Consider the following 22,424-nt stretch of genomic DNA (forward strand, 5'->3'; position numbering starts at 1 on the left):
CACGGGCCCCAGCCTGTCGAGGCGGATCATCCGACGCGTCGCCGCACCTCCCCGACCGCCGAGAAGTAGGCGGCCAGATCGGGCTCGTCGCCCGGCGGGAGCAGCACGACGTGGTCGACGCCGGCCTCCGCGAACCGGCGGACGCCCGCCGCGACCTCCTCGACGCTGCCGCCCAGGATGCGCTCGTCGGCGTCGCCGGGCACCTCCCCGGTCCATACCGACCGGGCGCGCTCGAGACCGTCGGATCCGAATGCGGCCACCACATAGGCGACGACGTCGTGCTCGCCCGCCCGACCGGCCTCCGCGCGTCCCGCGCTCACGGCAGCGACGCCGCGTCCCGCCTCCTCGACCGTGAGCAGGCTGTTCAACACCACGCCGTCGGCGACGGCGCCGCACGCCAGCAGCGTTTTGGGACCCTCCGCGGCCGCGTACACGAGCGGAACGTCGGCCGGCGGCCAGTCGAGACGCACCGCGTCCAGGGTCACGTAGCGTCCCGTGGTCGTCACGCTCTCGCCAGCGAGCAGAGCCCGCAGCGCGGGTGCGTACTCGCGCATCAGGGTGAGCGGCGACGCGGGGCGCGCATCCACCTGCGCCATCCACGACTGCACCCCGTGCCCGACGCCGGGGAGGAGGCGGCCGGGGAACATCCGCGCGATCGTCGCGATCTCCATCGCGGTGGCTGCCACGTTGCGCAGCGGCATCGGCGCGATGCCGATTCCGACCTTCAGCGTCGACGTGACGGCGAGAGCAGCGGATGCCGCAGCGAACGCCGCATGCCGGAAGCAGTCCTCCCACAGCCACAGCTCGTCCAGCCCGGCGCGTTCCGCGGCGATCGCGGCATCGCGCAGGGCCTCTGGCGGATGGGGATACGGACTGAAGATCGCGCCGACGCTCGTCATACCGGCAAGGATGCCATCGGCAGGTGACGCGGACGGCGACGCGTCGCTGGCGATTCGAGCCGTGAGGTCGCTATGCCTCGGCTGCGGCGCGCCGCGCGCGGTGCGCCCGCACCTTCGCGCGGTTGCCGCAGCGCTGCATCGAGCACCAGCGGCGGTTGCGGCTGCGTGAGACGTCGAGGTAGACGAGGGAGCAGTCGTCAGCGCCGCACTCGCGGAGGCGGTCGCGGGCATCCGACCCGAACACGGCGACCGCGTCGCGTGCGATGGCCGACAGTGCCTGCGTGGCCCGCGAGCGGGTGCGGCCGGCCTGACGGCTGCCTCCGGCGAGCGTTGGCGGGAGGTCGGGCGTCGAGGCGTAGAGGTTGACGATGTCCACGTCGCGTGCGATCGACGGATGCCCGTTCAACGCCGCGTAGGCCAGATTCGCGATCGCGTCGCGCAGCGTGAGCGCATCACGCAGCTCGTGCTCGGCGCAGCGGGAGTCGATCGCGGGGAAACGATCGTGCAGCCACGCCGAGAGGTCCGCCGGGGTGCGCAGCCGCTCCCACGGCTCGTTCGGGATGCGGTCGCCGTCGCCGGCGGGCGACATGCCGCCGGTGTAGGCGAAGTCGAGGCACAGGCATCCGGAATCGAACCACCAGCGCTGTCCCTCGGCCGAGTGGAACCACTGGCCGGTCTCTCCGAGGCGTTCGGGAGCGACCTCCTCGTGTGCCGTGCCGACGTGAAGAGCGTCGACGAGAACTGTCTCGACGTGAACCCTGTCCACGGGAACGGCGCCGTGCGGAGCGGTGCTCTCGGTGGTGTGCGTCGCGTGCGTGTCCATGCCCTGATCCCGCCTCGTGGTTCTGCCCGGGATCCGGGCGTGTGTGCGTGCCGCACGCTACTGTAACCGAGCGCGGCGGTTACCGTTCCACCTCGAGCGGTGCCGGCGAGATGCCGAACCTCCGTGCCGGCCCGTAGCGCTGAGGCGGCTGAGTTGAGGCGGCTGAGTTGAGGCGGCTGAGTTCAGGCGGCTGAGTTCAGGCAGCTGAGTTCGGTCGGTCGAGCTCAGTGGACGAGCCCGTTGCGGAGCGCATCGAAGGCGTGCCTGCGTATCCGGATGCGATTCCTCCTGATCTGAGGAACGTCGAGCCCGCGGTCGACGGCCTCGAACGGCCACCAGTCGACGAGGTGCACGGTCTCGGCGAGCAGCCACGCCGCCGTCGTCGCGTCGGCGGGGGAGACAGAAGCGGGCAGTGCCGACGCGATGGCATCCCGCAGCTCGACGTAGTGGGCGTGGAACCGCTGGGTGAGGGCGCGGCTGGACAGCACGATCCGTGCGAACCCGAGCCAGGCATCCGGGTGATCCTCCAGTGCCAGGGCTCTGGCGGTGCCGCCCTCCCGTTCGCGCCGCTCGCAGTAGCGCTCGACGGCATCCACGACGGCGGCGATGCTCTCGGCACCGGCACCGGCACCGGCACCGGCACCGGTACCGGCGATGGCGTCGCGGATCCGCTGCACCTCATCGTCGAACTCGTCGAAGATCAGGTCTTCCTTCAGCGCGAAGTGGTTCGTGACAGTCATCTTCGACACGCCGGAGGCCTCGGCGATGTCCGCGATCGAGACCGCGTCGAACCCGCGCTGCCGGAAGAGCAACGTTGCGGCGTCCGAGATGCGCGTGCGACGGCGCTGCTTCGCCGACGTCCCTGGCGTCGAGTCCGTCCCGGCGAGCGCTTCCGCTTCGGCGGTGGAGGGCGAGACGGCGGTCGGGATTGCGGATGTCTGTGCTGCGGATTCCCCGGAACTGGCACTTGACGGCATGCCCGGCAGTCTATCAAGATTGGGTCGAACCTAAAAATAGGGTGAACATAAATCAAGATCATCTCGAAACGAAGGCGGAACATCATGAACGACGTGATCATCGTGGGCGGCGGACCGGTCGGCCTCATGCTCGCCCTGGAACTCTCGCTCGCCGGTGTGCAGCCTCTCGTGCTGGAGCGCGCCACGGCAATCGACCCGACCATCAAGGCGGGCTCGCTCAACGGTCCGGCCGCCGACACGCTGCGGCGTCGCGGCTCCGACTTCGGCCCCGGCATGTTCGGCCCCGGCGGTGCGAAGGTCGCGGACCGCGTTGCGGGGGCGGCGCCCGCCGGTGCCCCTGCTGCACCACAGGGCAAGCCGTTCTTCATCGGACACGTCGCAGGCATGGTCATCCCGACCGATGCCGTGCACTTCGACCAGCTGACCCGGTCGACGGCACCCGCCATGATCAGCCAGCAGCAGGTGCAGGAGCGCATCGGAGCGCGGCTGGCCGAGCGCGGAGTCGAGGTGCGACGGGGTGTCGAGGTGCTCGGCGTCGTGCAGAGCGCCGACCGCGTGCGCGTCGTGACCGACGCGGGCGACGTCGACGCCGCATGGGTCGTCGGCACGGACGGCGGGCGCAGCATCGTACGCAAGAGCGCCGGCTTCGGCTTCGACGGACTGGACGGCATCATGACGGGTCACCAGATGCTTGTCACGGGTGAAGGGCTGGACGCCATCCCGGTCGGATGGCACATGACGCCCATCGGCGTCTTCCGCCGCATGCCGAACAACCTCATCCTGACCGCCGAGTTCGACGGTGCACCCGCCGATCGCTCGGCAGAGATCACTGCCGAGGACCTCACCGGCGCCATCCGCCGTGTGACCGGGGTGGAGGCGACGGTGACCGGTGTGATCAGCGCCACCCGGTTCACCGACAACACGCGCGTCGCAGACCACTACCGCAAGGGCCGCGTGCTGCTGGCGGGCGATGCCGCACACGTGCACCCGCCGTTCGGTGGCCAGGGTCTCTCCCTCGGAATGCTGGATGCCACAGCGCTCGGTTGGCGTCTGGCCGGCGTCGTCGCCGGCAGGCTTCCCGTCAGCGTGTTCGACGACTACGAGAGCGAGCGCCGGCCGGAGGCGGAGCGCATCATCGAGTGGAGCCGCGCCCAACTCGGGCTCATGCGCACGGATGAGCGCTCGCGGGCAGCCGCGCGCCTCGTGGAGCGGCTCATGGGCACGCCGGACGGCGCGACGGAGATGGCCCGCATCGTCGCGGGCGAGGTCGTCAGCTACGCGAAGGACGGCGGCCCGGTCGGAACGTACTCGAACGACTGGACGGGAGCGGATGCCGACGGCGGCACGCTCTTCGACGTCGAGTCGGACGGCGCCGTCGTTCTGGCTCATCGCCAGGGCGCGGCAGTGCCGGCGGGTCTCGCCGACCGCGGCATCCGCACCTTCGCGACGGATGCCACACCCGCCCCGTTCACGCTGGTGCGGCCGGACGGCGTGATCGCCTGGGCGGGCGACTCGGTGTCCGGAGAGGGATTCGCCTCCGCTCTCGCGGCGCTCGGGCTCGCCCCCGTCGCCGGTTGAGCTTAACCAGCGGTGACGGGCGTTACCGCACCGTGCGGCGCTCCCACACGATCAGGAACTCCCGCGAGAACCGGCGCGAACACTTGGCGCACGACAGTGTTCGCGTCGGTTTGCGGTATCGGTAGTGCAGGTGGCCGCGCGGGCAGGTGCCGACCCAGGGTGCGAGGTCCTCGGCGACGGGCTTGTCGAGCGTGCGGTTGCCGACGTATCCCAGGTCGCGGGCGATCGCCCGCCAGGTCGGCCCGTGCCCGGCAGCCGGGCCGGCCATCGCGTGCGCCACCTCGTGCAGCAGCACCTGATGGATCTCGTCGTCGTCGAAACGCACGGCCAGGTACTTCGACACGGTGATCCGTTTCGCCGAGTGATTGCACTGCCCGCCGCGGGTCTTGGCGTTGTCGAAGCCGAAGGTCCAGGCATCCGCGTCGAGATGCATCGCGATGAGCGCCTCCGCCCATCGGCGGACCCGTACCAGTTCGGCCACCCTTCGAGGTTAATCAACGCGGCTGACGGGCGCCTCGGCAACGCGGGATGACTGCGCATCGGCCGGCATGATCGCCCCCTGTGACCGCAGGGTGAGACCTCACGAAGCGGGACCGACGCGCACCTCGAGGATGCGGTCGTCACCGGAGGCGGGAGTGCCGCGGCCGTCCGTGTTGTTGGTCACCAGCCACAGCCGGTCACCGCCGGCGGCGAGCGCGAGTCGAAGGCGTCCGAACTTGCCGCTGTAGTAGGCCTTCGCCGTGACGGGCCGTCCGTCGCGTGCCGGATCGATGACCCACAGCCGTTCGCCCCGCAGCGACGCCATGAAGATCGTGTCGTCGATGATCGCGATCCCACTGGGACTCGCCTCGTCGGTGTGCCACTGGTACACGGGGTCGACGAAGCGCTTGTCGTGCGCGATGCCCTCGACGATGGGCCATCCGTAGTCGGATCCCGGCGTGATGATGTTCAGCTCGTCCCAAGTGTCCTGGCCGAACTCGCTGGCCCAGAGGCGGCCGGACGAGTCCCACGCGAGCCCCTGCGGGTTGCGGTGCCCGTACGAGTAGACGGGGGATCCGGGGAACGGGTTGTCCGCCGGGATGCCGCCGGTCGGCGTGATTCGCAGGATCTTGCCCCCCAGCGACCTCAGGTTCTGCGCATTGGACGTCTGCGTGCCGTCGCCCGTCGTGATGTACAGCATCCCGTCGGGTCCGAACGCGAGGCGTCCGCCGTTGTGGAACGTGCCCTTGGGGATGCCCGTCACGAGCGGCTGCGGGGCGCCCAGCGTGCGGTGACCCGCTCGGCCGGCCATCGGCATCCGCACCACGCGATTGTCGTTCGCCGTCGTGAGGTAGGCGTACAGGAACCGAGCGGATGCCCCCGCCTCCACAGCGAGGCCGAGCAGGCCGCCCTCGCCCGAGTGCACCACCCCGGGTACGGTGCCGACCGGATGGGTCGTGCCGTCGGTGGTGCGCTCGATGACCTTTCCCGAGTCTCGGTCGTCGATCAGCGCCGAGCCGTCGTGGAGCAGGACGACGGACCACGGGGCATGCAGGTCGTCGAGCAGCGTCCGCGGCGTCCCGATGGGCACGACGGGCTCCGCCGATCCCGACGGCGGCGCGGTGGCCGAGACGGGCGGCGAGGCCGGACCGGGCGCGTTGCGCGCTCCGGTGCATCCCGTCAACGCCCCGGAGAGCAGGACGCAGGCCAGTGTTCCGGAGACCAGCGCTCCAGATGTTCGCGCTCCCGAGAACCGTGCTCCGAAGTTCAGTGGGCCACGGGCCAGGACACTGCGCTCCGGGCGCTCGCGCGCCGAGCGGCTCTGCACCGGGCGCTCGCGCGCCGGTCCGCCGTGCGCGGACGGGTCGGATGTCGTCCCTCTCGGTTGTCGCCCGGTCTGCATGCTGCGCCTCCTCGGCGTCCTCGCCCGCTTGATCCACTGTGCGCGGAATCCTCGTGGCAGGGCAACCCGTCGCGCCGAATCCTCGCGGCATCACGTGACACCGCAACCCCCAGGCGTCCCTGCACACAACACGCCGGGCGACGCGCAGAATAAGAGGGATGCGCGCGATCGACCTCAACTGCGACCTCGGGGAATCATTCGGCGCCTGGTCCATGGGCGACGACACGGCCATGCTCGACGTGGTCTCCAGCGCGAACGTGGCGTGCGGATTCCACGCCGGTGATCCGGCCACCATGCTCGCGACGTGCCGTGCCGCCCGCGACCGCGGCGTCGTGATCGGCGCGCACGTGGCCTACCGTGACCTCGCCGGATTCGGCCGCCGTTTCATCGACGTGGCGCCCGCCGACCTGCACGCCGACGTGCTCTACCAGCTGAGTGCACTGGCCGGAGTGGCGTCATCCGTGGGCACCGAGGTGCGCTACGTCAAGCCGCACGGCGCTCTCTACAACCGCATCGTCGACGACGCGCAGCAGGCAGCCGCCGTTGCGGATGCCGTGGCATCCTTCCCCGCGAACCTCGCCGTGCTCGGCCTGCCGGGCAGCGCCATCGAGCAGGCCTGCTCGAACCGCGGCGTGCCGTTCGTACGCGAGGCATTCATCGACCGGGCGTACCTCGCTGACGGCACGCTCGTGCCGCGCGGACGTGCGGGCGCCGTCCTGTCCCTGGACGACGGGATCGCGGAGCGTGCGGTGCGGATGGCATCCGACGGCGTCGTGCAGACGATCGACGGGGAGGCCATCCCGATCGACGCCTCGTCGCTGTGCGTGCACGGGGACAGCCCGGATGCCGTCGCGATGGCCGTCGCGGTGCGGGAGGCGCTCGGCGAGGCGGGCATCCGGATCGGGGCGTTCGCGTGAGTCCCGGGCAGGATGCGGCTGCTAGAACGACCCGCGCGCTCGGAGACCGCGCGCTGATCGTCGACCTTCCGGATCTCGACTCCGTGCTCACCCTGCATGATGCGCTGCGGAAGACCCGTCCGCAGGGCGTGGACGACCTGGTGCCCGCCGCGCGCACCGTCGCTGTTCTCGTGGATACCTCGCGACTCTCGCTCGACGCAGCACGCACGTGGCTGGAGCACACGCGACGCGACCTCGTGCTCGGGGACGCGGATCCCGGTGATCGGGCGCAGGCAGCAGGCGGTTCCGACGAACAGCTCGTGCTCGACGTCGTCTACGACGGCGAGGACCTCGCCGACCTCGCAGCACTGCTGCACGTGAGCGTCGACGACCTGGTGCGCCGGCACACCGGCATCACGTGGCGGGTGGCCTTCGGCGGCTTCGCGCCCGGTTTCGGCTATCTCGTCGCGGACGACGACTGGTTCGAGGTGCCGCGCCGTGACAGCCCGCGCACGCGGGTTCCCGCCGGATCCGTCGCGCTCGCCGGAGAGTTCAGCGGCGCGTATCCGCGTGAAGGTCCGGGCGGATGGCAGCTCATCGGCCGCACGGACGCTCCGCTCTGGCGCCCCCGCGACTCCCGTCCCGCGCTCCTGGAGCACGGCACGCTGGTGCGGTTCCGCGCCGTGGACGCCTGCACGTCGGCCTCCGTGTCGACAGCGGATGACCCTGCCCCGGCTGACTCTGCCGTCGATGATCCTGGATCGGATGTCGCCGGGTCGGATGTCGCCGGGTCGGATGTCGCCGGGTCGGATGTCCCTGCAGCGGACGTCCCCGCGGCGGACGATTCAACAGAGAAGGCCTCCGCTGTGCTCGCGGGCGCCCCGAACCGCTCGGGAACACCCGCGTCAGTGACCGTCGTCGACCCCGGCATGCAGCTGCTCGTGCAGGATCTCGGACGGCCGGGATTCGCATCCGTCGGCGCCGGAAGGTCGGGCGCGCTCGATCGGGCCGCGCTGCGACTGGGCAACAGGCTCGTGGGCAACCTCGAGGGTGCTGCCGGACTCGAGGTGGTCGTCGGGGCCGGACTGCGGTTCGAGCAGCCGACGTGGTTCGCCGTGACGGGCGCGAGGGGTGCGCTTCGGTTGGGCGGACATCCGATCGAACCGGATGCCGCGGTGCACGCGGCCGCGGGCGACGAGCTGCGGCTCGGCCCGGCCGAGCACGGTCTGCGGTACTCGGTCGCCCTGCGCGGCGGGATCGCAGCCCTGCTGGAGCTCGGATCCGCGGCGACGGACATCGGAGCGGGCGTCGGCCCGGCTCCCTTGGCCGGGGGAGATGTGCTCACGCTCGGAGATGCTCTCGCCGGCGCGATCCCGGCCGTGGACGCGCTCACGGTGGCGTCGCCGCCCGACGACGAGGTGGACGTGCACGTGGTCGCCGGTCCGCGTGAGGACTGGTTCGCATCGGAATCCGTCGCGGACTTCTACGACGCCGAGTGGGAGGTGACACAGGCCTCGAACCGGGTCGGCATGCGACTGCGCTCGCCGGACGGCATCACGCTCGGGCGTTCGCCGGATCCGGCGCTGCCTGCCGAGCTTCCGAGCGAGGCGATGGTGCCCGGATGCATCCAGGTGCCACCGTCGGGCGAGCCGACCGTGCTGCTGGCCGACGGCCCGGTGACGGGTGGGTACCCGGTGATCGCGGTCGTGACGGATGCCGACCTCGACCTCTTCGCGCAGCTCCGCCCCGGCCAGCGAGTGCGGTTCCGCCACGCGCGCTGAGTGCGAAGAGTAAGGCCCCGCAACTGCGCCATGTGCGCACTCTTGCGCCGCTCTCGCTGGCGCAAGAGTGCGCACATGGCGCGATAGAGGTCACCCTCGAGCGAACTCACCCGCGCAGCTGGAACACGCTCCGCCCGGGGAGCGGCGACGCGACGGCCGTGTCGTCGGTGACGACGGCCGCTCCCGCTGCGAACTGCGACAGCTCCTCGCCCGCGACGGCCTTGGCCGGATGCGGGCCGCTCGCCAGCAGCCGAGGCAGCCAGTCGAGCGGGAGTGCGGCGTTCGATCCGACGAGCACGATGTTGCCGAACCGCTTGCCCTTCAGCACCTGGGTCTCCGCGAGGGCTGCGACGTGCTCGACAACGGAGGAGAGTGTCGCCGCCTGGCCGCGCGCGAAGGACAAAGGCGGGCCGTCGGCCACGTTCACGAGGACGACGCCGTCGGGCTTCAGCAGTGAGACGGCCTCTCGGTAGAACTCGACGCTCGTGACGTGCGCCGGGGTGCGGGCGCCGCTGAAGATGTCGACGATGAGCAGGTCGACCGTGCCGCGCAGCCCCGCCGGCAGCTTGCGGACCACCTCGCGGGCATCCCCGTGCCGCACCCGGATCTGCGCCGACTTCGGCAGCGGAAGCTCCGTCCGAACGAGGTCGACGAGCTCGCTCTCCAGCTCGATCACCTGCTGGCGGGATCCCGGACGCGTCGCCGCGATGTACCTGGGCAGCGTCATGGCCCCTGCGCCGAGATGAACGGCGGTGATCGGCTCGCCCGGATCCCCGAGCAGGTCGATCACGTTGCCCATGCGCTGCACGTACTCGAAGAACAGGCGGGTGGGATCGTCGACGTCCACGTGCGACTGCGGCGTGCCGTCCACCACGAGCTGGAACGAGCCGGGCACCCAGCGATCCGGCTCGATCACCGCGCGCAGGCCGCTGTGCTTCAGGATGACCGACGGATGTTCACGCACCCACCCAGCCTATGTGCGGGTCCCGGCTTCGCCCCTAACGGGGAGGGGGGTACCCTCCGCAATCCCCTCCACGGCGGCCGCAGAAACCCGGAGTCTTCCCCGATGCGCAGGCGATTCGCCGCTCGTACCGTGAAATCACAACGCAGGAACGTCGGGGCGTTCGCTCCGGGATTGGGTCATTCTCATGGTTCTCAACTTCGACGACTCGCTGAACTCGCGGGTTCGCGACTCGTACAACACCACGAACAACTCGACGGCGAACACCAACGCGATCGTCGGGATCACCGACTCGGGCAACCTCGACTCGGGCAACACCAGTGCCGATGCGTGGTTCTCCGGCAACACGGACAGCTCGACCGACAGCTCGCAGCATGACTCGAACAACTCGTCCGAATCCAACACGGCACTCGACTCGAACAACAACTACACCTTCAGCAGCACGGACAACCACGCGGTCGATGTCGGCGACCGCACGTACAACCTCGGCGGCGCCGGCGGTGAAGGCGGGTCCGGCGGCGGGTCGAGCACGGTGGTCGACCAGTCGATCAACGAGGACGTCCACTCGGGTGGCCTGTTCGGCGGCTCCTTCGTCTACTCGAGCCCGACGTCGGTGATCGGATCCGGCGCGAACTCGATCGCGGCGGGCGACGACGTGCACATCCACGAGGACGTCGACAACTCGGAGCACATCGGCTCGGTCTTCGGCGACGTGAACCTCGGCGACACGACAACGGTCGACACGAACGTCGGTTCGTTCAACCAGTACACCGATGACTCGCAGTACACGGATTCCTCGACTCACGTGCACCTCGACGACGTCGGCAACTCGTTGTCGAACACGGTCGACACCTCGGGGTCGTTCAACGAGGACCAGCACGACTCGACCACGACCGACGTCGACGCCAACGTCGATGTCGTGTCGGACAGCTTCCTCTCCGGAATCGCCGACATCCACTTCTGACCCGGTCGGTCCGCGCGCCACGACCTAGCGCGCGGGCCCTCTCCGCTTCGACAACGTCTCAGGAAAGGGATTGAGCATCATGGCTTTCGACTTCACGGACTCGCTCAACAACTCGACGAGGAACTCGCACAACACGACCAACAACACGACGGACACCACCAACCTGGCCCTGGGTCTCGACGACGACGGCAACATCGGATCGGGAAACACGAGCGCCACCACCGTCGGATCGAACAACGTCGACGATTCCACCGACAACTCGTCGCACGGGTCGGGCAACGAGTGGACCAGCAACCTGGCATGGGACTCGAACAACACCACCGACGTCAAACTGACCGACGACCACTCGGTCGACGTGGGCGACCGCACCTACAACCTCGGCGGTGGCGGATCGGGCTCCGGTGACGGCACGGTCGTCGACCAGTCGGTGAACGCGGACCTGCACTCGTTCGGTCCGTCGATGATCACCTCCGACGGGACCTCGGTCATCGCCTCGGGTGCAGGGGCGATCGCCGCCGGCGACGACGTCAGCATCGACGAGCACATCGACGGCTCGACGCACATCCTGGCCGGCGGTGACATCAACATCGACGACACCACCACGCTGAACTCGAACTGGAACTCGTTCAACACGACGACAGACGACTCGACGCACGACGACAGCTCGATCCACGTCGACGCGAGCGACTCGTTCAACTCGGCCGATTTCGCCACGACCACGGACGACTCGTTCAACTCCGAGGTGCACAACGTGGACACCAGCCACTGGGATGTCGACGCGAACGTGATCTGGGGCAGTGAGGGCGCCGGCATCATCGACGCGGGTTCCTGATCCGCAACCGGCGCACAGCCGCTGGCTTCCGACCCGATCCGGGTGCGGGAGCCAGCGGCCTGTTCGTCGTCATCGTCCCGCGTCGGGGGCGACATCCAGCGCTAGCCTGAGACACGGGGCACGGTCGTAGACCAAGGGGGAAGCGTGGGAGCGTCGGACGACATCCCGTCGGGGGCGACAGCGTCGGAAGAGACGCAGACCGCGCAGGCAGACGCTGCGCAGGATGACACCGCTCGGGCAGACACATCCGAGCCGCCGCGGGACGGGTCGACGCGCGCGCCCGATACCGAGCCGTCGGCGGTCGGCGGTGATGCAGGATCGGAGTTGGTGCTCAGCCACGACACCGGCGACGTCGTCGAGCTGCTCGCCAAGGCACGCAAGATCACCCAACTGCTGGGCCGCAACGACCTCGTGGAGTATCTCGACCAAGCTCGTTCACGCCTGCTCGATCCGCATGTGCGCGTGCTCGTGCTCGGCCAGTTCAAACAGGGCAAGAGCAAGCTGGTGAACGCGCTGGTGAACGCGCCGGTGTGTCCGATCGATGACGACGTCGCCACCAGCGTCCCTACCTCCGTCGGCTACGGCGAGACACCGTCGGCCGTGGTGATCAAGCGCCGAGAGGATGGCGAAGGCAACGGCGATCCCGACGAAGTCGAGCGCATCCCGATCTCGATCGACGAGCTCGCAGACTACGTCTCCGAGAAGGGCAACCCCAACAACGAGCGCAATCTCCTCGGCGCAGAGGTATTCCTTCCCCGCCAGATCCTTGCGGGTGGCCTCCGCATCGTCGACTCGCCAGGAGTGGGCGGCATCGAGTCCACACGCTCGCTCTCGACGCTCGCCGCGATTCCCTCGGCGCACGCGATCCTTCTCGTCTCGGATGCCTCGCAGGAATACACCGAGCCCGAGATGCAGTTCATCCGCAACGCGCTCCGCATCTCCCCGAACATGGCGGCCGTCATCTCGAAGACCGACATCTACCCGCAATGGCGGCGGATCGAAGACATCGACCGTGGACACCTGGCCGACGTCGGGAGCGTCCCGGTCTTCTCCGTCTCGAGCGATCTGCGCCTGCTGGCCGCAGCGCAGGATGACCTGACGCTGAACCGGGAGTCCGGCTTTCCCGGGCTCATCGGATACCTCAGGCGCGACGTGCTGAGCAAGGCGGAGGACCTCCACCGCGACGTGGCTATCCACGACCTCGAATCCTCGTTGGACCAGCTCGCCATGGCGGTGCGCACCGAGCTGACGACGCTCATGCATCCGGAACAGACACCGCGCATCATGGCGCAGCTCGAGGACGCCAGAGCCCGGCTCGACGAGTTCCGCGGTCGCTCCTCTCGGTGGCAGATCCTGCTCAGCGACGGGATCGGCGACCTCATGTCCGACACGGAGCACGACCTTCGCGACCGCCTGCGCAAGGTGCAGCGCGAAGCCGAGAATGCCATCGATGAGGGTGATCCCGGACCGATCTGGGAACAGATCGCGGAGTGGCTCAATGATCGTGTGTCCGAGGCGATCGCCGAGACGTTCGTCTGGACCAACGAGCGCTCGCAATGGCTCTCGCAGCAGGTCGCGGAGGAGTTCGTCGCCGAGAACCCCGCGCTCCCGATGTTCGACGTGTCGGACACTGCTGAGCTGCTCGACCCGGTCGACGAGATTCAAACCCTCGAGCCGGGGCAGATGGGCACCATCGAGAAGATCTACATCGGTCTGCGCGGCTCGTACGGCGGCGTGCTGATGACCGGCCTCGCGACGAGCCTGATCGGCTTGACGCTGATCAATCCGCTCTCGCTCATCGTCGGCGTGCTCGTCGGGCGCCGCGCATTCCGCGAGGACATGAACAACCGTCTCATGCGCAGACAGATGGAGGCGAAGAACATCGTCCGCCGGCACATCGACGAGGTCGTGTTCCAGGTGTCCAAGCCTCTGAAGGACCGTCTGCGGCTGGTTCAGCGAGTGGCCCGCGACCACTTCGGCGGTATCGCCGATCAGCTCAGCCGGTCGCTGAACGAATCGGTGATGGCTGCGCAGCGGGCCGCACAGACGTATTCCGGCAATCGCGAGGAGGGGATCCGCATCCTGCAGGCCCGCCAGCAGCAGATCGAGCTTCTGCGCCAGCAGGTGCGGGCACTGACGGAAACCGAAGAGCCCGTCGGGGCGTCCCGATGATGCGTGGCGGTCTCGAGTCGGTCGCCGACGTGATCGATCGCTCGAGGCGCGCATACGACGACGATCCAGCGGCACTCGAGGTTCTCGACACCTTCGACACGCGACTCAGGGAGCCGCTCCGCATCGCGGTGGCCGGCATCGTCAAAGCCGGCAAGTCCACTCTGCTCAACGCTTTGATCGGCGAGCGGATCGCGCCCACCGATGCTGGGGAGTGCACGCGCACGGTCATGTGGTATCGCTACGGACGCACCCCGCAGATCACGCTCCAGCTGATGAACGGCGAACGCGTTCCGATGCCGGTGAAGCGCGTGCAGGGCGATCTGCAGATCGAGCTCGGCGAGTACGCCGCCGAGGAGATCGACTGGATCGGCGTGGAATGGCCGTCGGAGCATCTGCGCCGGACCGTTCTCATCGACACTCCTGGCATCGCGTCTCTCTCCATCGACACGTCGGCGCAGGCGACCCGGCTCCTGACGCCGGCGTCGTCGCCGACCGAGGCGGATGCCATCATCTACATGCTCCGTCACCTGCACGCCGCAGACATCCACTTCCTGGAGGCGTTCAACGACACCGCTGCCGGACGCTCGCAGGCCGTCAACGCGCTCGCGATCCTCTCCCGTGCGGACGAACTCGGCTCCGGACGCATCGACTCGCTCATCTCGGCAGCCAAGATCGCCGACCGCTACCGCCGCGACGGGGAACTGCGGGCACTGACGCTGGACGTGGTCCCGGTCGCAGGCCTCCTCGCGGAGGCGGCGCGCACCATGAACGAGAGCGAGTTCACTGCACTTCGCGAGATCTCGCTCATGGATCGCGACGAGCGCGAACGACTGCTGCTGTCGGTCGATCGGTTCGTTCGACGCAGCGATTCCACCGCCCTCGGCGTAGCCGAGCGGCGTGGTCTGCTCGACCGATTCGGCATTTTCGGCATTCGGCTGGCGGCCGGTCAGTTGCGCGCCGGAGCGAAGAACTCCACCGATCTCTCCGAACGACTCGTGCAGCAGAGCGGGCTCGTCGAGCTGCAGCGATTCATCAATGACCAGTTCCGCAGCCGAGCTGTCGCCCTCAAGACCCGTGGGGTGCTGCAGGGGCTGGAGCTCTTGGTCCGGGAGAAGCCGATCCAGGATGCCGCCGGCATTCTCGGCGACATCGAGCAGATCATGCTCAACAACCACGAGCTGCGGGAACTGGGTCTGCTGGCGCGAGCACGCACATCCTCGCTTTCGCTGAATGAGGCAGATCGAGCGGATGCCGAGCGCATCGTCGGCGGATCGGGAACGTCGGCGGTTCAGCGGCTGGGGCTTCCCGAGACGGCCGGCGACGAGGAGATCCGAGCGCGTGCCGACGACATCCTGGCGCACTGGCACGGCATCGCGGAATCTCCGCTCGCAGACAGGGCGACGGCCGAACTCGGCCGAGTGGTCATCAGGAGTGTCGAAGGGGCGATGGCCGAACTGCTTCCGTCACGTGGACTGCCCGCGTCGGATGTCGTACTTACGGGCACTCCAGCGGAGGGCCTGCGGTAGCAGGCTCACACAGAGCGCGATGATCGCCAGCAGGTATTGCGCGCCCAGGATGACCTCCAGCGGTTTGCCCCTGTCGCCCATGGCGACGAGCTCGTGGGCGAAGATCAGGACGATCCCCTGCAGGAACAACGTGCCGAACTGCCACCATCGCACGTTGGAACGTCGGTTGCGGAATGACACGAAGAACACGATCTGGAGGAAGACCACCGCGATCATCCCGCCGAAGACGCACCAGAACACGATCTGGGCGGCCGACTCGTAGGTGGCAGCTGCACGGTGCGCTTCCACGCCCTTCACGAGCTTCTCGATCGCGGGCAGCTGGGCGATCCGGATGATGAATGCGTACACCACGCCGGCGGCGCCCGCGACGAGGCTCAGCATCCAGAAGACCTGTGTGATCCGCACCGAGACCGGTGGCTTCGCCTTCGTCAGCACCGGTGGAGGCGCCTTCTCTTTCAGCGGCGGCCGCGCTGGCGCGATATGCGGCTCGGGGGGAGGCGCCATCAGGGGCGGGACATACGATCCCGTCCGAGTCGAAGGCGGCCTCGCTGCACCGCCCACCGGCTGGCGCGCGAGATCAGAGGTCGTCGGCTGGGGCCGTGTCATCGATGATGGCCGCATCGTGCGAGTCGTAGAGCGTGTTGTCGTCGACGGTGGCGTGGGTGTCGTTGTAGTCGGCGGCAGACGAGTTGTGCGAGTCGTCGGTCGTCGTCGTGGCCGTTGTCGAGTTCAGCGTGTCGTCGGCATCGACGTTCGTGGAGTTGTCGGTCGTCGTCGAGTTGTCGGTGAGGTCGTTTCCGGAGTCCGTGTTGGTCGTCGCAGTCGTCGTGTTGCCGATGTTCACGTCGCCTCCGCCCGTGATGTGCGTCGAGTCGTCTTGCGTGCTCGTCAGGTCGATGTTTCCGCCGGCCACCGTCGATCCGTCACCGGAGCCGACCGTCGCGTGCTGGTCGAAGTTCTGCGTCACGTCGCCCGTCGCCCAGATGTTCTGGTTCGTGGATTGGTCGACGAGAGTGGACCGGTTGTCCACGTAGGTCAGGCTGTGGGTGATGGTCTGGATCTCCTGAACGGCTCTGCTCGGCGGATCGGCGCTCGGGTCGCCGATCGTGAAGTGCGGTGTCACTTGGAGAACCTGGACCCCTGGACGCTCCGCTATGACGGGTGCGACGGCGCAGACATCCGCTGCGGATATTCCGCTCAAACCGTTGGCCGCGAGCACCGTCTGGGGATCCGAGTTGAACTTCTCCGTCGCCGCCGGGTCTTGCAGGAGGCTCAGGATGAAATCGATCAACGAATCGGCGACCGTCGCGAGAGTGACGCTCATGCTTGCGCTCCTTGAATACGATGCTTTGCCTCGAACCTAGGTCGGATCGGGCGGGTTTCGCGTCGGGGAAGAACCCGTTCCCCGCGCGCATCCAGTAGGGGAATCGAGCCACCCGATGCGGGGTGATTAGGGGTCTGCTGGGTGGAAGGGTCGCCGCATCGGTCAGCCATGCGCGTTTTCCCCGACGTCGGCCGTCTCGAGAGCAAGACGGAGCTTGGTGAGCAGGTCGGAGCGCGATGTCGCTCCGAGCCGACTGCGAATGCGGGCGATGTGGTGTTCGGCGGTGCGCGGCGAGATGAAGATCGCTGCGCCGATCTCGGCATAGGTCTTGCCGTCCAGCACGAGCGCGGCCACCTCACGTTCCCTGGCGCTGAGGGTGGTCTCAACGGGAGCGATCGGAGAGACGAGCGTCTCGTCCTTGTCGGCGCTCGACGGGAGCGTCTCGTTCGAGTGCAGTCGGCGTGCGCAGGCGAGCAGCCGCGAGACGACGCGACGGTCTTCGGTCAGGCCTGCACCGTATCCGGCGAGGCGGGCACCATCCCAGGCGAGCCCGACATCCGCGAGGTCGGAGGCCGCGGCCTCCACGGCATCGGCGTCGACCTTGCCGGTCAGAACGGAGGTCCACACCCTGCCGGCGTGCGACATCGCGGCGGCGATCACACTCTCCGATGCCGCCGCCACCAACGCCTGGGCATGCGGGCGAAGGGCATCGGGACGGTTCAACAGGATGCCCTGCTGGATGCCGGCCCAGTGCAGGTGCGCAGCCCACAAGCTCGGGTTGCCGAGCCGCTCGACGCGGTCGATGGCCTGATCGAAATGGCGCCGCATCCGTGGCACATCGTCGAGTCGCGCAGCGGTCACCACGAACTCGGACAGCGGATGGATGCCGTACAGATCGAACTCCGCCCGGAGGATGGTCTCCCGAGCTCGGCGCCATGCCGTCATGGTCGCCGCCGTGTCGGAGTATCGACGTGCCAGCCCGATGCGCAGAGCATGCTCGAGGAGTTGATCGCGCGGAGTGAGCCGGTCGCCTGTGCCGCACGCGACGGCCAGCGCGGCCTCCACCTCGTGCGGTCGTTGTCGCTGCAGGGCGACCCAGCCGGTCCAGAGTGCGAGGCGAGCTTTGCCGCCCGTTCCACCTTGTCTCTCTCGCGCGGCGGACTCCAGGATCTCCGCCGCCACCTCCAGCTCGCCGAGGTGGAGAGCGACAACCGCCGCGAGGACGGCCGGAAGCTCTGGCACCGGATCCGGGACGCCGGCGATCGTGTATGCGTCACTGGCGCGCATGAGGTCGCTCAGTGACTCCTGCGCCGACGCACCGAGAGTGCCCCGCAGACCGTGGCTCAGGGAGTCCATCGCCACGACGACGGTCGAGGGGATGGAGGTTGCGGTTCCGGTCGGCGGCGCCTCCGCCTCTCGCGGATCTCCCACAGCGAGGGACGCGATCACGGCGCCGGCACGCACGAGCGGGGAGTCGACGTTCGCCGATCGATACACGGTGTCGGCGGTCTCCGGCATGCCTCGTCCGGCCCAGACGGCCGCGACCAGGTTCGTCGTGAAGGCGGCGTCGGGTTCGTCCGCATCGATGTCGAGTCCATCCACCGCGGCGGCAGCCTCGTCGTGCCGGCCGGAGGCCCAGAGCGCGCGTGCGCGTCGAACCGCGACGACAGCGGGGTCGGCGCCGCTGTTCGCCGCATGCTCGTACAGCTCCGCAGCGCGCTCTGGGGAGTTCTGAAGGGCATCGTCACCGAGCTGCAGCATCGTGCGCGCCACGTCGTGATCGCGCACGCCGTGCAGAAGCTCCGCGGACGGCTCGATGAGACCGGCGTCCGCGAGCGAGACGATCCTACCGATCGGTGTGACGGCACGCACAGCCGAGCGAACCACCGGGGCCGCCTGCCCGTTGCGGAGCAGCAGCCCCTGCGCGTGAGCCGCGACGACCATGTCGGTGCGATGATTCGCGGATCGGCTCGCCGGGTTCGGGGTGAGCGACTCGGTCTCCACTGCCGATCGCACGTCGGGTTCGAGCTGGTTCAACCGGTGGGCGACGACCTCGTGCAGCGAGGAGGCGATGGCATCGTGTGCGGATCCGGACGGGCATCCGCTCTCGTCGTGCAGCGAGAGCGCCTCCGACAGCAGCCAGGTCATGCCTCCGCACAATTCGACGAGGTCGTTGATGCATTCCTGCCGGATGGTGCCTTCGCCCACATACTCGACGACCTCGCCTGCGCTCACCTGGCCGAGCACGATGGCGGAGCCGGGCGTGTCCAGCGTTGTGAGGACGTCACTCAAGCCGTCGGGCGCCGGCCACGGCCGACACGCGACGACGGTCGCCGATGTCGAGTCGGCGACTCGGTCGGCGAGGGCGAGCAGAGTCTCCGGGTCGATGAGGTGCGCGTCATCCACCAGGAGAACGCCTTCCGGCGGTGTCGCTCGGATCCCATCGGCATCATGGGCGAAGAGGGCGGTCCTGCCGGCCTTGTCGAACTCGTCGCGCAGAAACCGCAGCGCGCTCGTCTTCCCGGAGCCTGCAGGGCCGACGACCAGCGACCGGGGTGGTTCCCTGCTGCTGAGCAGGTACTCGATGTGCAGACGCGCCAACCGCGGCCAGAGTCCGGGCGCGGCGTCGGCCCGAGCGGATGTCGGCCGCGAAGTCTTCGTGCGCGCGATCACCCGCTGACGCGGCGCAGGAGGCGTCGACATCGATTCGGTCACGGATGCGAGAGAGGTCACCATTGCCTTCGGGCTGCCGTTGTTCTCCGGCCTAGCTGCCGTCAGGGCCGGACGGGGCGGTCGGGGCCGGATCACTGGGGGTGTCCGTCGGCGAGTCGGTCGGTGTCGGGGTGTCGGTCGGTGTCGGGGAGTCGGTCGGTGTCGGGGTGTCGGTCGGAGTCGGATCACTGGGAGTGCCGGTAGGTGTCGGATCGCTGGGGGTGTCCGTCGACGTCGGGTCACTGGTCGGCGTGGACGTGTCCGTCGGAGTGGAGGTGTCGTTCGAGCCGGCCTCGCCCGAGGTGCCTGCCGAGCTGGAGGCGATGGAGTCCGCAGCAGTCGCCGACACGTTGGATGATGGGGAGGGCACGCTTGCCCTCGTGCTCGATGACGACCCACTCGAGCCCCCCGAACTCGCGTTGGACTTCGATGAGGACGTTCCTGAGTTCGTCGCCGCCTTCGAACCCGAACTCGAGTTCGAACTCGATCTCGGGCTGCCGCTCGCGGTGGTGACGGGTGGCGGCGCCGGCGCTGCCGTCTGCGGCACCGAAGGCAACGTGTCCGCGTGTGCCGGCGCGATCCCGAGCGCCTTCTCGAGCGCCGACGACGTGAGCGAGTCCTTGTCTCCGTCGCGGCTCGTCGCCGCGGGAATGGCGAGGCCGAGTGCCAGCACGACCGTTCCTGCGGCGGCGAACGCCAGGGTCTGCGCTCGGCGCTTCCTGCCGAAAATGCCGGCTCGCGGCTTGGCGCCGGCGACCGGGGTCGCCGGATCCGCAGCCGTGGGAACCGCGGCCGCAACGGGTTCTTCCTCCTCCGCCTCTCCCGCGACGGCAGGCGTCGGCGTCGCGATGACGAGTCCCGCCCGATCGGACAGGATGCGAACTGCACCGAGCGCGATGATCGCCTTCGGATCGGCGTCGATCGCGATTCGTCGATTGAACCGCTCGGACAGCAGCTGCGAGACCCGCGGAATGCGAGACGAGCCGCCGGTCAGAAGGATGGCGTCGACCGTCTTGAGCGCCACGCCGCTGGCGGAGATCGCTTCGGACAACACGTCGGCAGTGCGAGAGATCTGCTCTTCGATCATCTGCTCGAACTCGGCACGCGTGATGCGAACGGTGCTGTGGCTGCTGCCGACGAGCAGCGGAACGACCGTCTCGGAGTCGAACGACAGCGCCTCTTTGGCGTCGACGCACTCCCGGCGGAAGGCTGCGAGAGCGACCCGATCGTCACCGATATCGGTGAGGTCGTCGCCCGAGACGCCGCCGACTGCGACCACGTGCCGCAGTAGAGCGTCGTCGAAGTCTGCACCCCCGATGTCCTCGAGTCCGGTCGGGTTGCCGACGATGCGGATGTCGCCATTCGCCTCACGGCGGAGGACGATCGCGTCGAACGTTCCGCCTCCGAGGTCGTAGACGACGAGAGCGCGACCCGCAGGCAGTTCCGTCGTGGTGACGTAGTGGCGCGCTGCGGCCTCCGGCTCTGAGACCAGGGTGACGCTCGCCCAGCCCTGGTGGCCGAGAGCGTCCTGGATGAGCTGCCTCCGATATTCGCCCCACGCGGCGGGAACGGTGACGGCGATGGCGCTGGGCAGCCGAGCCTCGCGTGAACTCACCGAGTCGACCACCCAGCCGACCATCAGCGCGAAGACCTCTTCCGGCCGGAATCGCCGGTCTCCGGCGATCAGCGGCACGCCGTCCCCCACACGTCGCTTGAACTCGCGCACCAGTCGCTGCGGTTCCGTGATGCCTCTGCGCTCCGCCGCGTCGCCGAAGAGAAGGTCGCTGTCCGTCACGAACATCGACGTCGGCACATTGTCCGAGTTGCGCCCGAGCGGAACGGATGCTGTCACGAGACTTCCGTCCGGGGCCAGCCTCGAGGTCGCCGCAGCCGTGCGACTCGTGCCGATATCGATCGCAAGATAGTAGGACCCTGCCACCATCAAACCTCCCCCGAGGTGTTCTTGGTGTGCTTGAGCGAGTGCATCTCGACGTACGCGCTCAGATGCGGGCGACACGTCTGTGTGCTCCGGAATCCGGGGACCACGCTGTGACGGCGACCAGGTTACAAGCGGATGGCGCAGCCCGCGATGGTCCGTCGCGCGCGTTTGAGCAAATGTCATCTTTTGATCGCGCGTGGTCGTGGTCGGTGCTGCGGCTCTCGGTGAACGGGTGCAGTCGGCGAGTCGTCGAGCATCCGCGCAATAGCACGGAAACACGGCAAATCGGATGCAGCTCACCCCGCGTGTCGGCCGATCGAGCTGCGCTCGCAGGACGGGATGGCTGCCCCCTTTTCGGGGGTGATCGCCGACGGACCCCCAAAACGGGGGACCGCTGACGGCCGCGGTTTCGGACACCGCTTTCCGCCGGACTTCCACCCGTCATCCGCCCGATCTCCACCCCTGGGTGGTGGGCGCTGCAGACTCAGGACGCGAGAGTGGAGACACCGAACCAGCACAGACCAAGGAGCATCGTGTCCCTCTCCCTCCAGCTCGTCACCAACGCGGTCATCATCGTCGCGGTGCTCGTCTTCGTCGGATACCGCCAGCTGACCTGGCGCGCCGTCGACCCGGGTCGCATGTGGCGCATGCCGGTCATCCTCGGCATCGTCGGGCTCGCCACCCTCGGCGGCACGACCAAGCCGCAGGCCATCACGGGTGTCGACATCGCGGTGCTCCTCGTCGAACTGGTCGTCTCGCTCGGGCTCGGGGCCGTGATGGGCAAGATCGCGACGATCCGGCCGCTGACGGCCGACGGCATCCGTCTCTACCGGGATGCCCACGCGAACGACCGGCGTCCCAGCGCGTCGCTCGTCACCCTCGAAACGCGCACGGGTTGGCTGGGCATGGCCCTATGGGTGCTGCTGATCCTCGTGCGCATCGGCATGGACGTGCTCGCCGGCATGGCCGGGTCCACGCTCGCAGCGTCGACCGGGGTGATCCTCCTCATGGTCGCCGCCAACCGTCTGGCGCGGGTCGCGGTCATCCTGACCCGCGCGAGCCGCATCTCCGCGCCCGCACAGGTCTGACCTGCCGGCGACCTCCGGCTCGTCATCCTGCCTCGTGTCCGAGGCCATGGGGCAGGATGGAGCCCGCACG

At 68.7% G+C, this 22,424-nt stretch carries 18 protein-coding genes; 8 read left to right on the forward strand and 10 right to left on the reverse strand.

Features of this window, described 5'->3' with window-relative positions; translation table 11 throughout:
• Positions 1 to 26: 26 nt before the first annotated feature.
• The 3 genes from ACX9R5_RS06395 to ACX9R5_RS06405 all read right to left on the reverse strand — a co-directional run bounded on the left by ACX9R5_RS06395 (position 27) and on the right by ACX9R5_RS06405 (position 2,699).
• Positions 27 to 899: an LLM class flavin-dependent oxidoreductase gene (locus ACX9R5_RS06395; protein ID WP_459408164.1), complete on the reverse strand. Its 873-nt coding sequence runs from the start codon at positions 897 to 899 to the stop codon at positions 27 to 29.
• A 70-nt stretch (positions 900 to 969) separates the two neighbouring features.
• Entirely contained in the window at positions 970 to 1,722 is a 753-nt protein-coding gene (locus ACX9R5_RS06400; protein ID WP_459408165.1) for a CGNR zinc finger domain-containing protein, read from the reverse strand.
• A 224-nt stretch (positions 1,723 to 1,946) separates the two neighbouring features.
• A complete protein-coding gene (locus ACX9R5_RS06405) occupies positions 1,947 to 2,699 on the reverse strand; it encodes a TetR/AcrR family transcriptional regulator (protein ID WP_459408166.1) in 753 nt (250 codons plus the stop codon).
• An 84-nt stretch (positions 2,700 to 2,783) separates the two neighbouring features.
• On the opposite strand from ACX9R5_RS06405, the gene ACX9R5_RS06410 reads away from it, so the two are divergent.
• Positions 2,784 to 4,277, forward strand: coding sequence for an FAD-dependent monooxygenase (locus ACX9R5_RS06410; RefSeq protein WP_459408167.1), 1,494 nt, complete (start codon positions 2,784 to 2,786; stop codon positions 4,275 to 4,277).
• A 22-nt stretch (positions 4,278 to 4,299) separates the two neighbouring features.
• Here ACX9R5_RS06410 and ACX9R5_RS06415 read toward each other — a convergent pair whose 3' ends face one another.
• Together ACX9R5_RS06415 and ACX9R5_RS06420 are read right to left on the reverse strand one after the other, a co-directional pair.
• Positions 4,300 to 4,758, reverse strand: coding sequence for a SprT-like domain-containing protein (locus tag ACX9R5_RS06415; RefSeq protein ID WP_459408168.1), 459 nt, complete (start codon positions 4,756 to 4,758; stop codon positions 4,300 to 4,302).
• A 99-nt stretch (positions 4,759 to 4,857) separates the two neighbouring features.
• Positions 4,858 to 5,847, reverse strand: coding sequence for a PQQ-dependent sugar dehydrogenase (locus tag ACX9R5_RS06420; RefSeq protein ID WP_459408169.1), 990 nt, complete (start codon positions 5,845 to 5,847; stop codon positions 4,858 to 4,860).
• A gap of 470 nt (positions 5,848 to 6,317) precedes the next feature.
• Here ACX9R5_RS06420 and ACX9R5_RS06425 point away from each other — a divergent pair, with 470 nt between their 5' ends.
• Together ACX9R5_RS06425 and ACX9R5_RS06430 are read left to right on the forward strand one after the other, a co-directional pair.
• The gene (locus ACX9R5_RS06425) at positions 6,318 to 7,076 is read left to right on the forward strand and encodes a LamB/YcsF family protein (protein ID WP_459408170.1); all 759 of its coding nucleotides are present in this window, start codon (positions 6,318 to 6,320) and stop codon (positions 7,074 to 7,076) included.
• Positions 7,073 to 8,836, forward strand: coding sequence for a 5-oxoprolinase subunit B/C family protein (locus ACX9R5_RS06430; protein ID WP_459408171.1), 1,764 nt, complete (start codon positions 7,073 to 7,075; stop codon positions 8,834 to 8,836). Before ACX9R5_RS06425 ends, ACX9R5_RS06430 begins: the two co-directional genes overlap by 4 nt.
• Positions 8,837 to 8,942: 106 nt before the next feature.
• On the opposite strand, the gene ACX9R5_RS06435 is transcribed toward ACX9R5_RS06430, so the two are convergent.
• Positions 8,943 to 9,800: a spermidine synthase gene (locus ACX9R5_RS06435; RefSeq protein ID WP_459408172.1), complete on the reverse strand. Its 858-nt coding sequence runs from the start codon at positions 9,798 to 9,800 to the stop codon at positions 8,943 to 8,945.
• Between the two features lie 184 nt (positions 9,801 to 9,984).
• Between ACX9R5_RS06435 and ACX9R5_RS06440 the strand changes: the two genes are divergently transcribed.
• The 4 genes from ACX9R5_RS06440 (at position 9,985) to ACX9R5_RS06455 (ending at position 15,291) form a co-directional block, all read left to right on the forward strand.
• A complete protein-coding gene (locus ACX9R5_RS06440; protein ID WP_459408173.1) occupies positions 9,985 to 10,761 on the forward strand; it encodes a hypothetical protein in 777 nt (258 codons plus the stop codon).
• A 79-nt stretch (positions 10,762 to 10,840) separates the two neighbouring features.
• Positions 10,841 to 11,593: a hypothetical protein gene (locus tag ACX9R5_RS06445; protein ID WP_459408174.1), complete on the forward strand. Its 753-nt coding sequence runs from the start codon at positions 10,841 to 10,843 to the stop codon at positions 11,591 to 11,593.
• A 144-nt stretch (positions 11,594 to 11,737) separates the two neighbouring features.
• Positions 11,738 to 13,765 (forward strand): dynamin family protein, encoded by a 2,028-nt coding sequence (locus tag ACX9R5_RS06450; protein WP_459408175.1) that lies wholly within the window; start codon positions 11,738 to 11,740, stop codon positions 13,763 to 13,765.
• Positions 13,762 to 15,291 (forward strand): dynamin family protein, encoded by a 1,530-nt coding sequence (locus ACX9R5_RS06455; protein WP_459408176.1) that lies wholly within the window; start codon positions 13,762 to 13,764, stop codon positions 15,289 to 15,291. The genes ACX9R5_RS06450 and ACX9R5_RS06455 overlap by 4 nt, the downstream gene beginning before the upstream one ends.
• Here ACX9R5_RS06455 and ACX9R5_RS06460 read toward each other — a convergent pair.
• From ACX9R5_RS06460 to ACX9R5_RS06475, 4 genes are all read right to left on the reverse strand, one after another.
• Positions 15,229 to 15,726, reverse strand: a complete 498-nt coding sequence (locus ACX9R5_RS06460; protein WP_459408177.1) for a hypothetical protein — start codon at positions 15,724 to 15,726, stop codon at positions 15,229 to 15,231. The two genes, ACX9R5_RS06455 and ACX9R5_RS06460, sit on opposite strands and share 63 nt — an antisense overlap.
• Before the next feature lie 142 nt (positions 15,727 to 15,868).
• Entirely contained in the window at positions 15,869 to 16,615 is a 747-nt protein-coding gene (locus tag ACX9R5_RS06465) for an IniB N-terminal domain-containing protein (protein ID WP_459408178.1), read from the reverse strand.
• A 162-nt stretch (positions 16,616 to 16,777) separates the two neighbouring features.
• Positions 16,778 to 19,351 carry a helix-turn-helix transcriptional regulator gene (locus tag ACX9R5_RS06470; protein WP_459408179.1) on the reverse strand — a complete coding sequence of 858 codons (2,574 nt, stop codon included), beginning with the start codon at positions 19,349 to 19,351 and terminating at the stop codon, positions 16,778 to 16,780.
• A gap of 28 nt (positions 19,352 to 19,379) precedes the next feature.
• Positions 19,380 to 21,269, reverse strand: coding sequence for an Hsp70 family protein (locus tag ACX9R5_RS06475; protein WP_459408180.1), 1,890 nt, complete (start codon positions 21,267 to 21,269; stop codon positions 19,380 to 19,382).
• A gap of 530 nt (positions 21,270 to 21,799) precedes the next feature.
• Between ACX9R5_RS06475 and ACX9R5_RS06480 the strand changes: the two genes are divergently transcribed.
• Positions 21,800 to 22,354, forward strand: a complete 555-nt coding sequence (locus ACX9R5_RS06480) for a hypothetical protein (protein WP_459408181.1) — start codon at positions 21,800 to 21,802, stop codon at positions 22,352 to 22,354.
• Positions 22,355 to 22,424: the final 70 nt, after the last annotated feature.

This window comes from Rathayibacter sp. CAU 1779 (genome assembly GCF_054551755.1).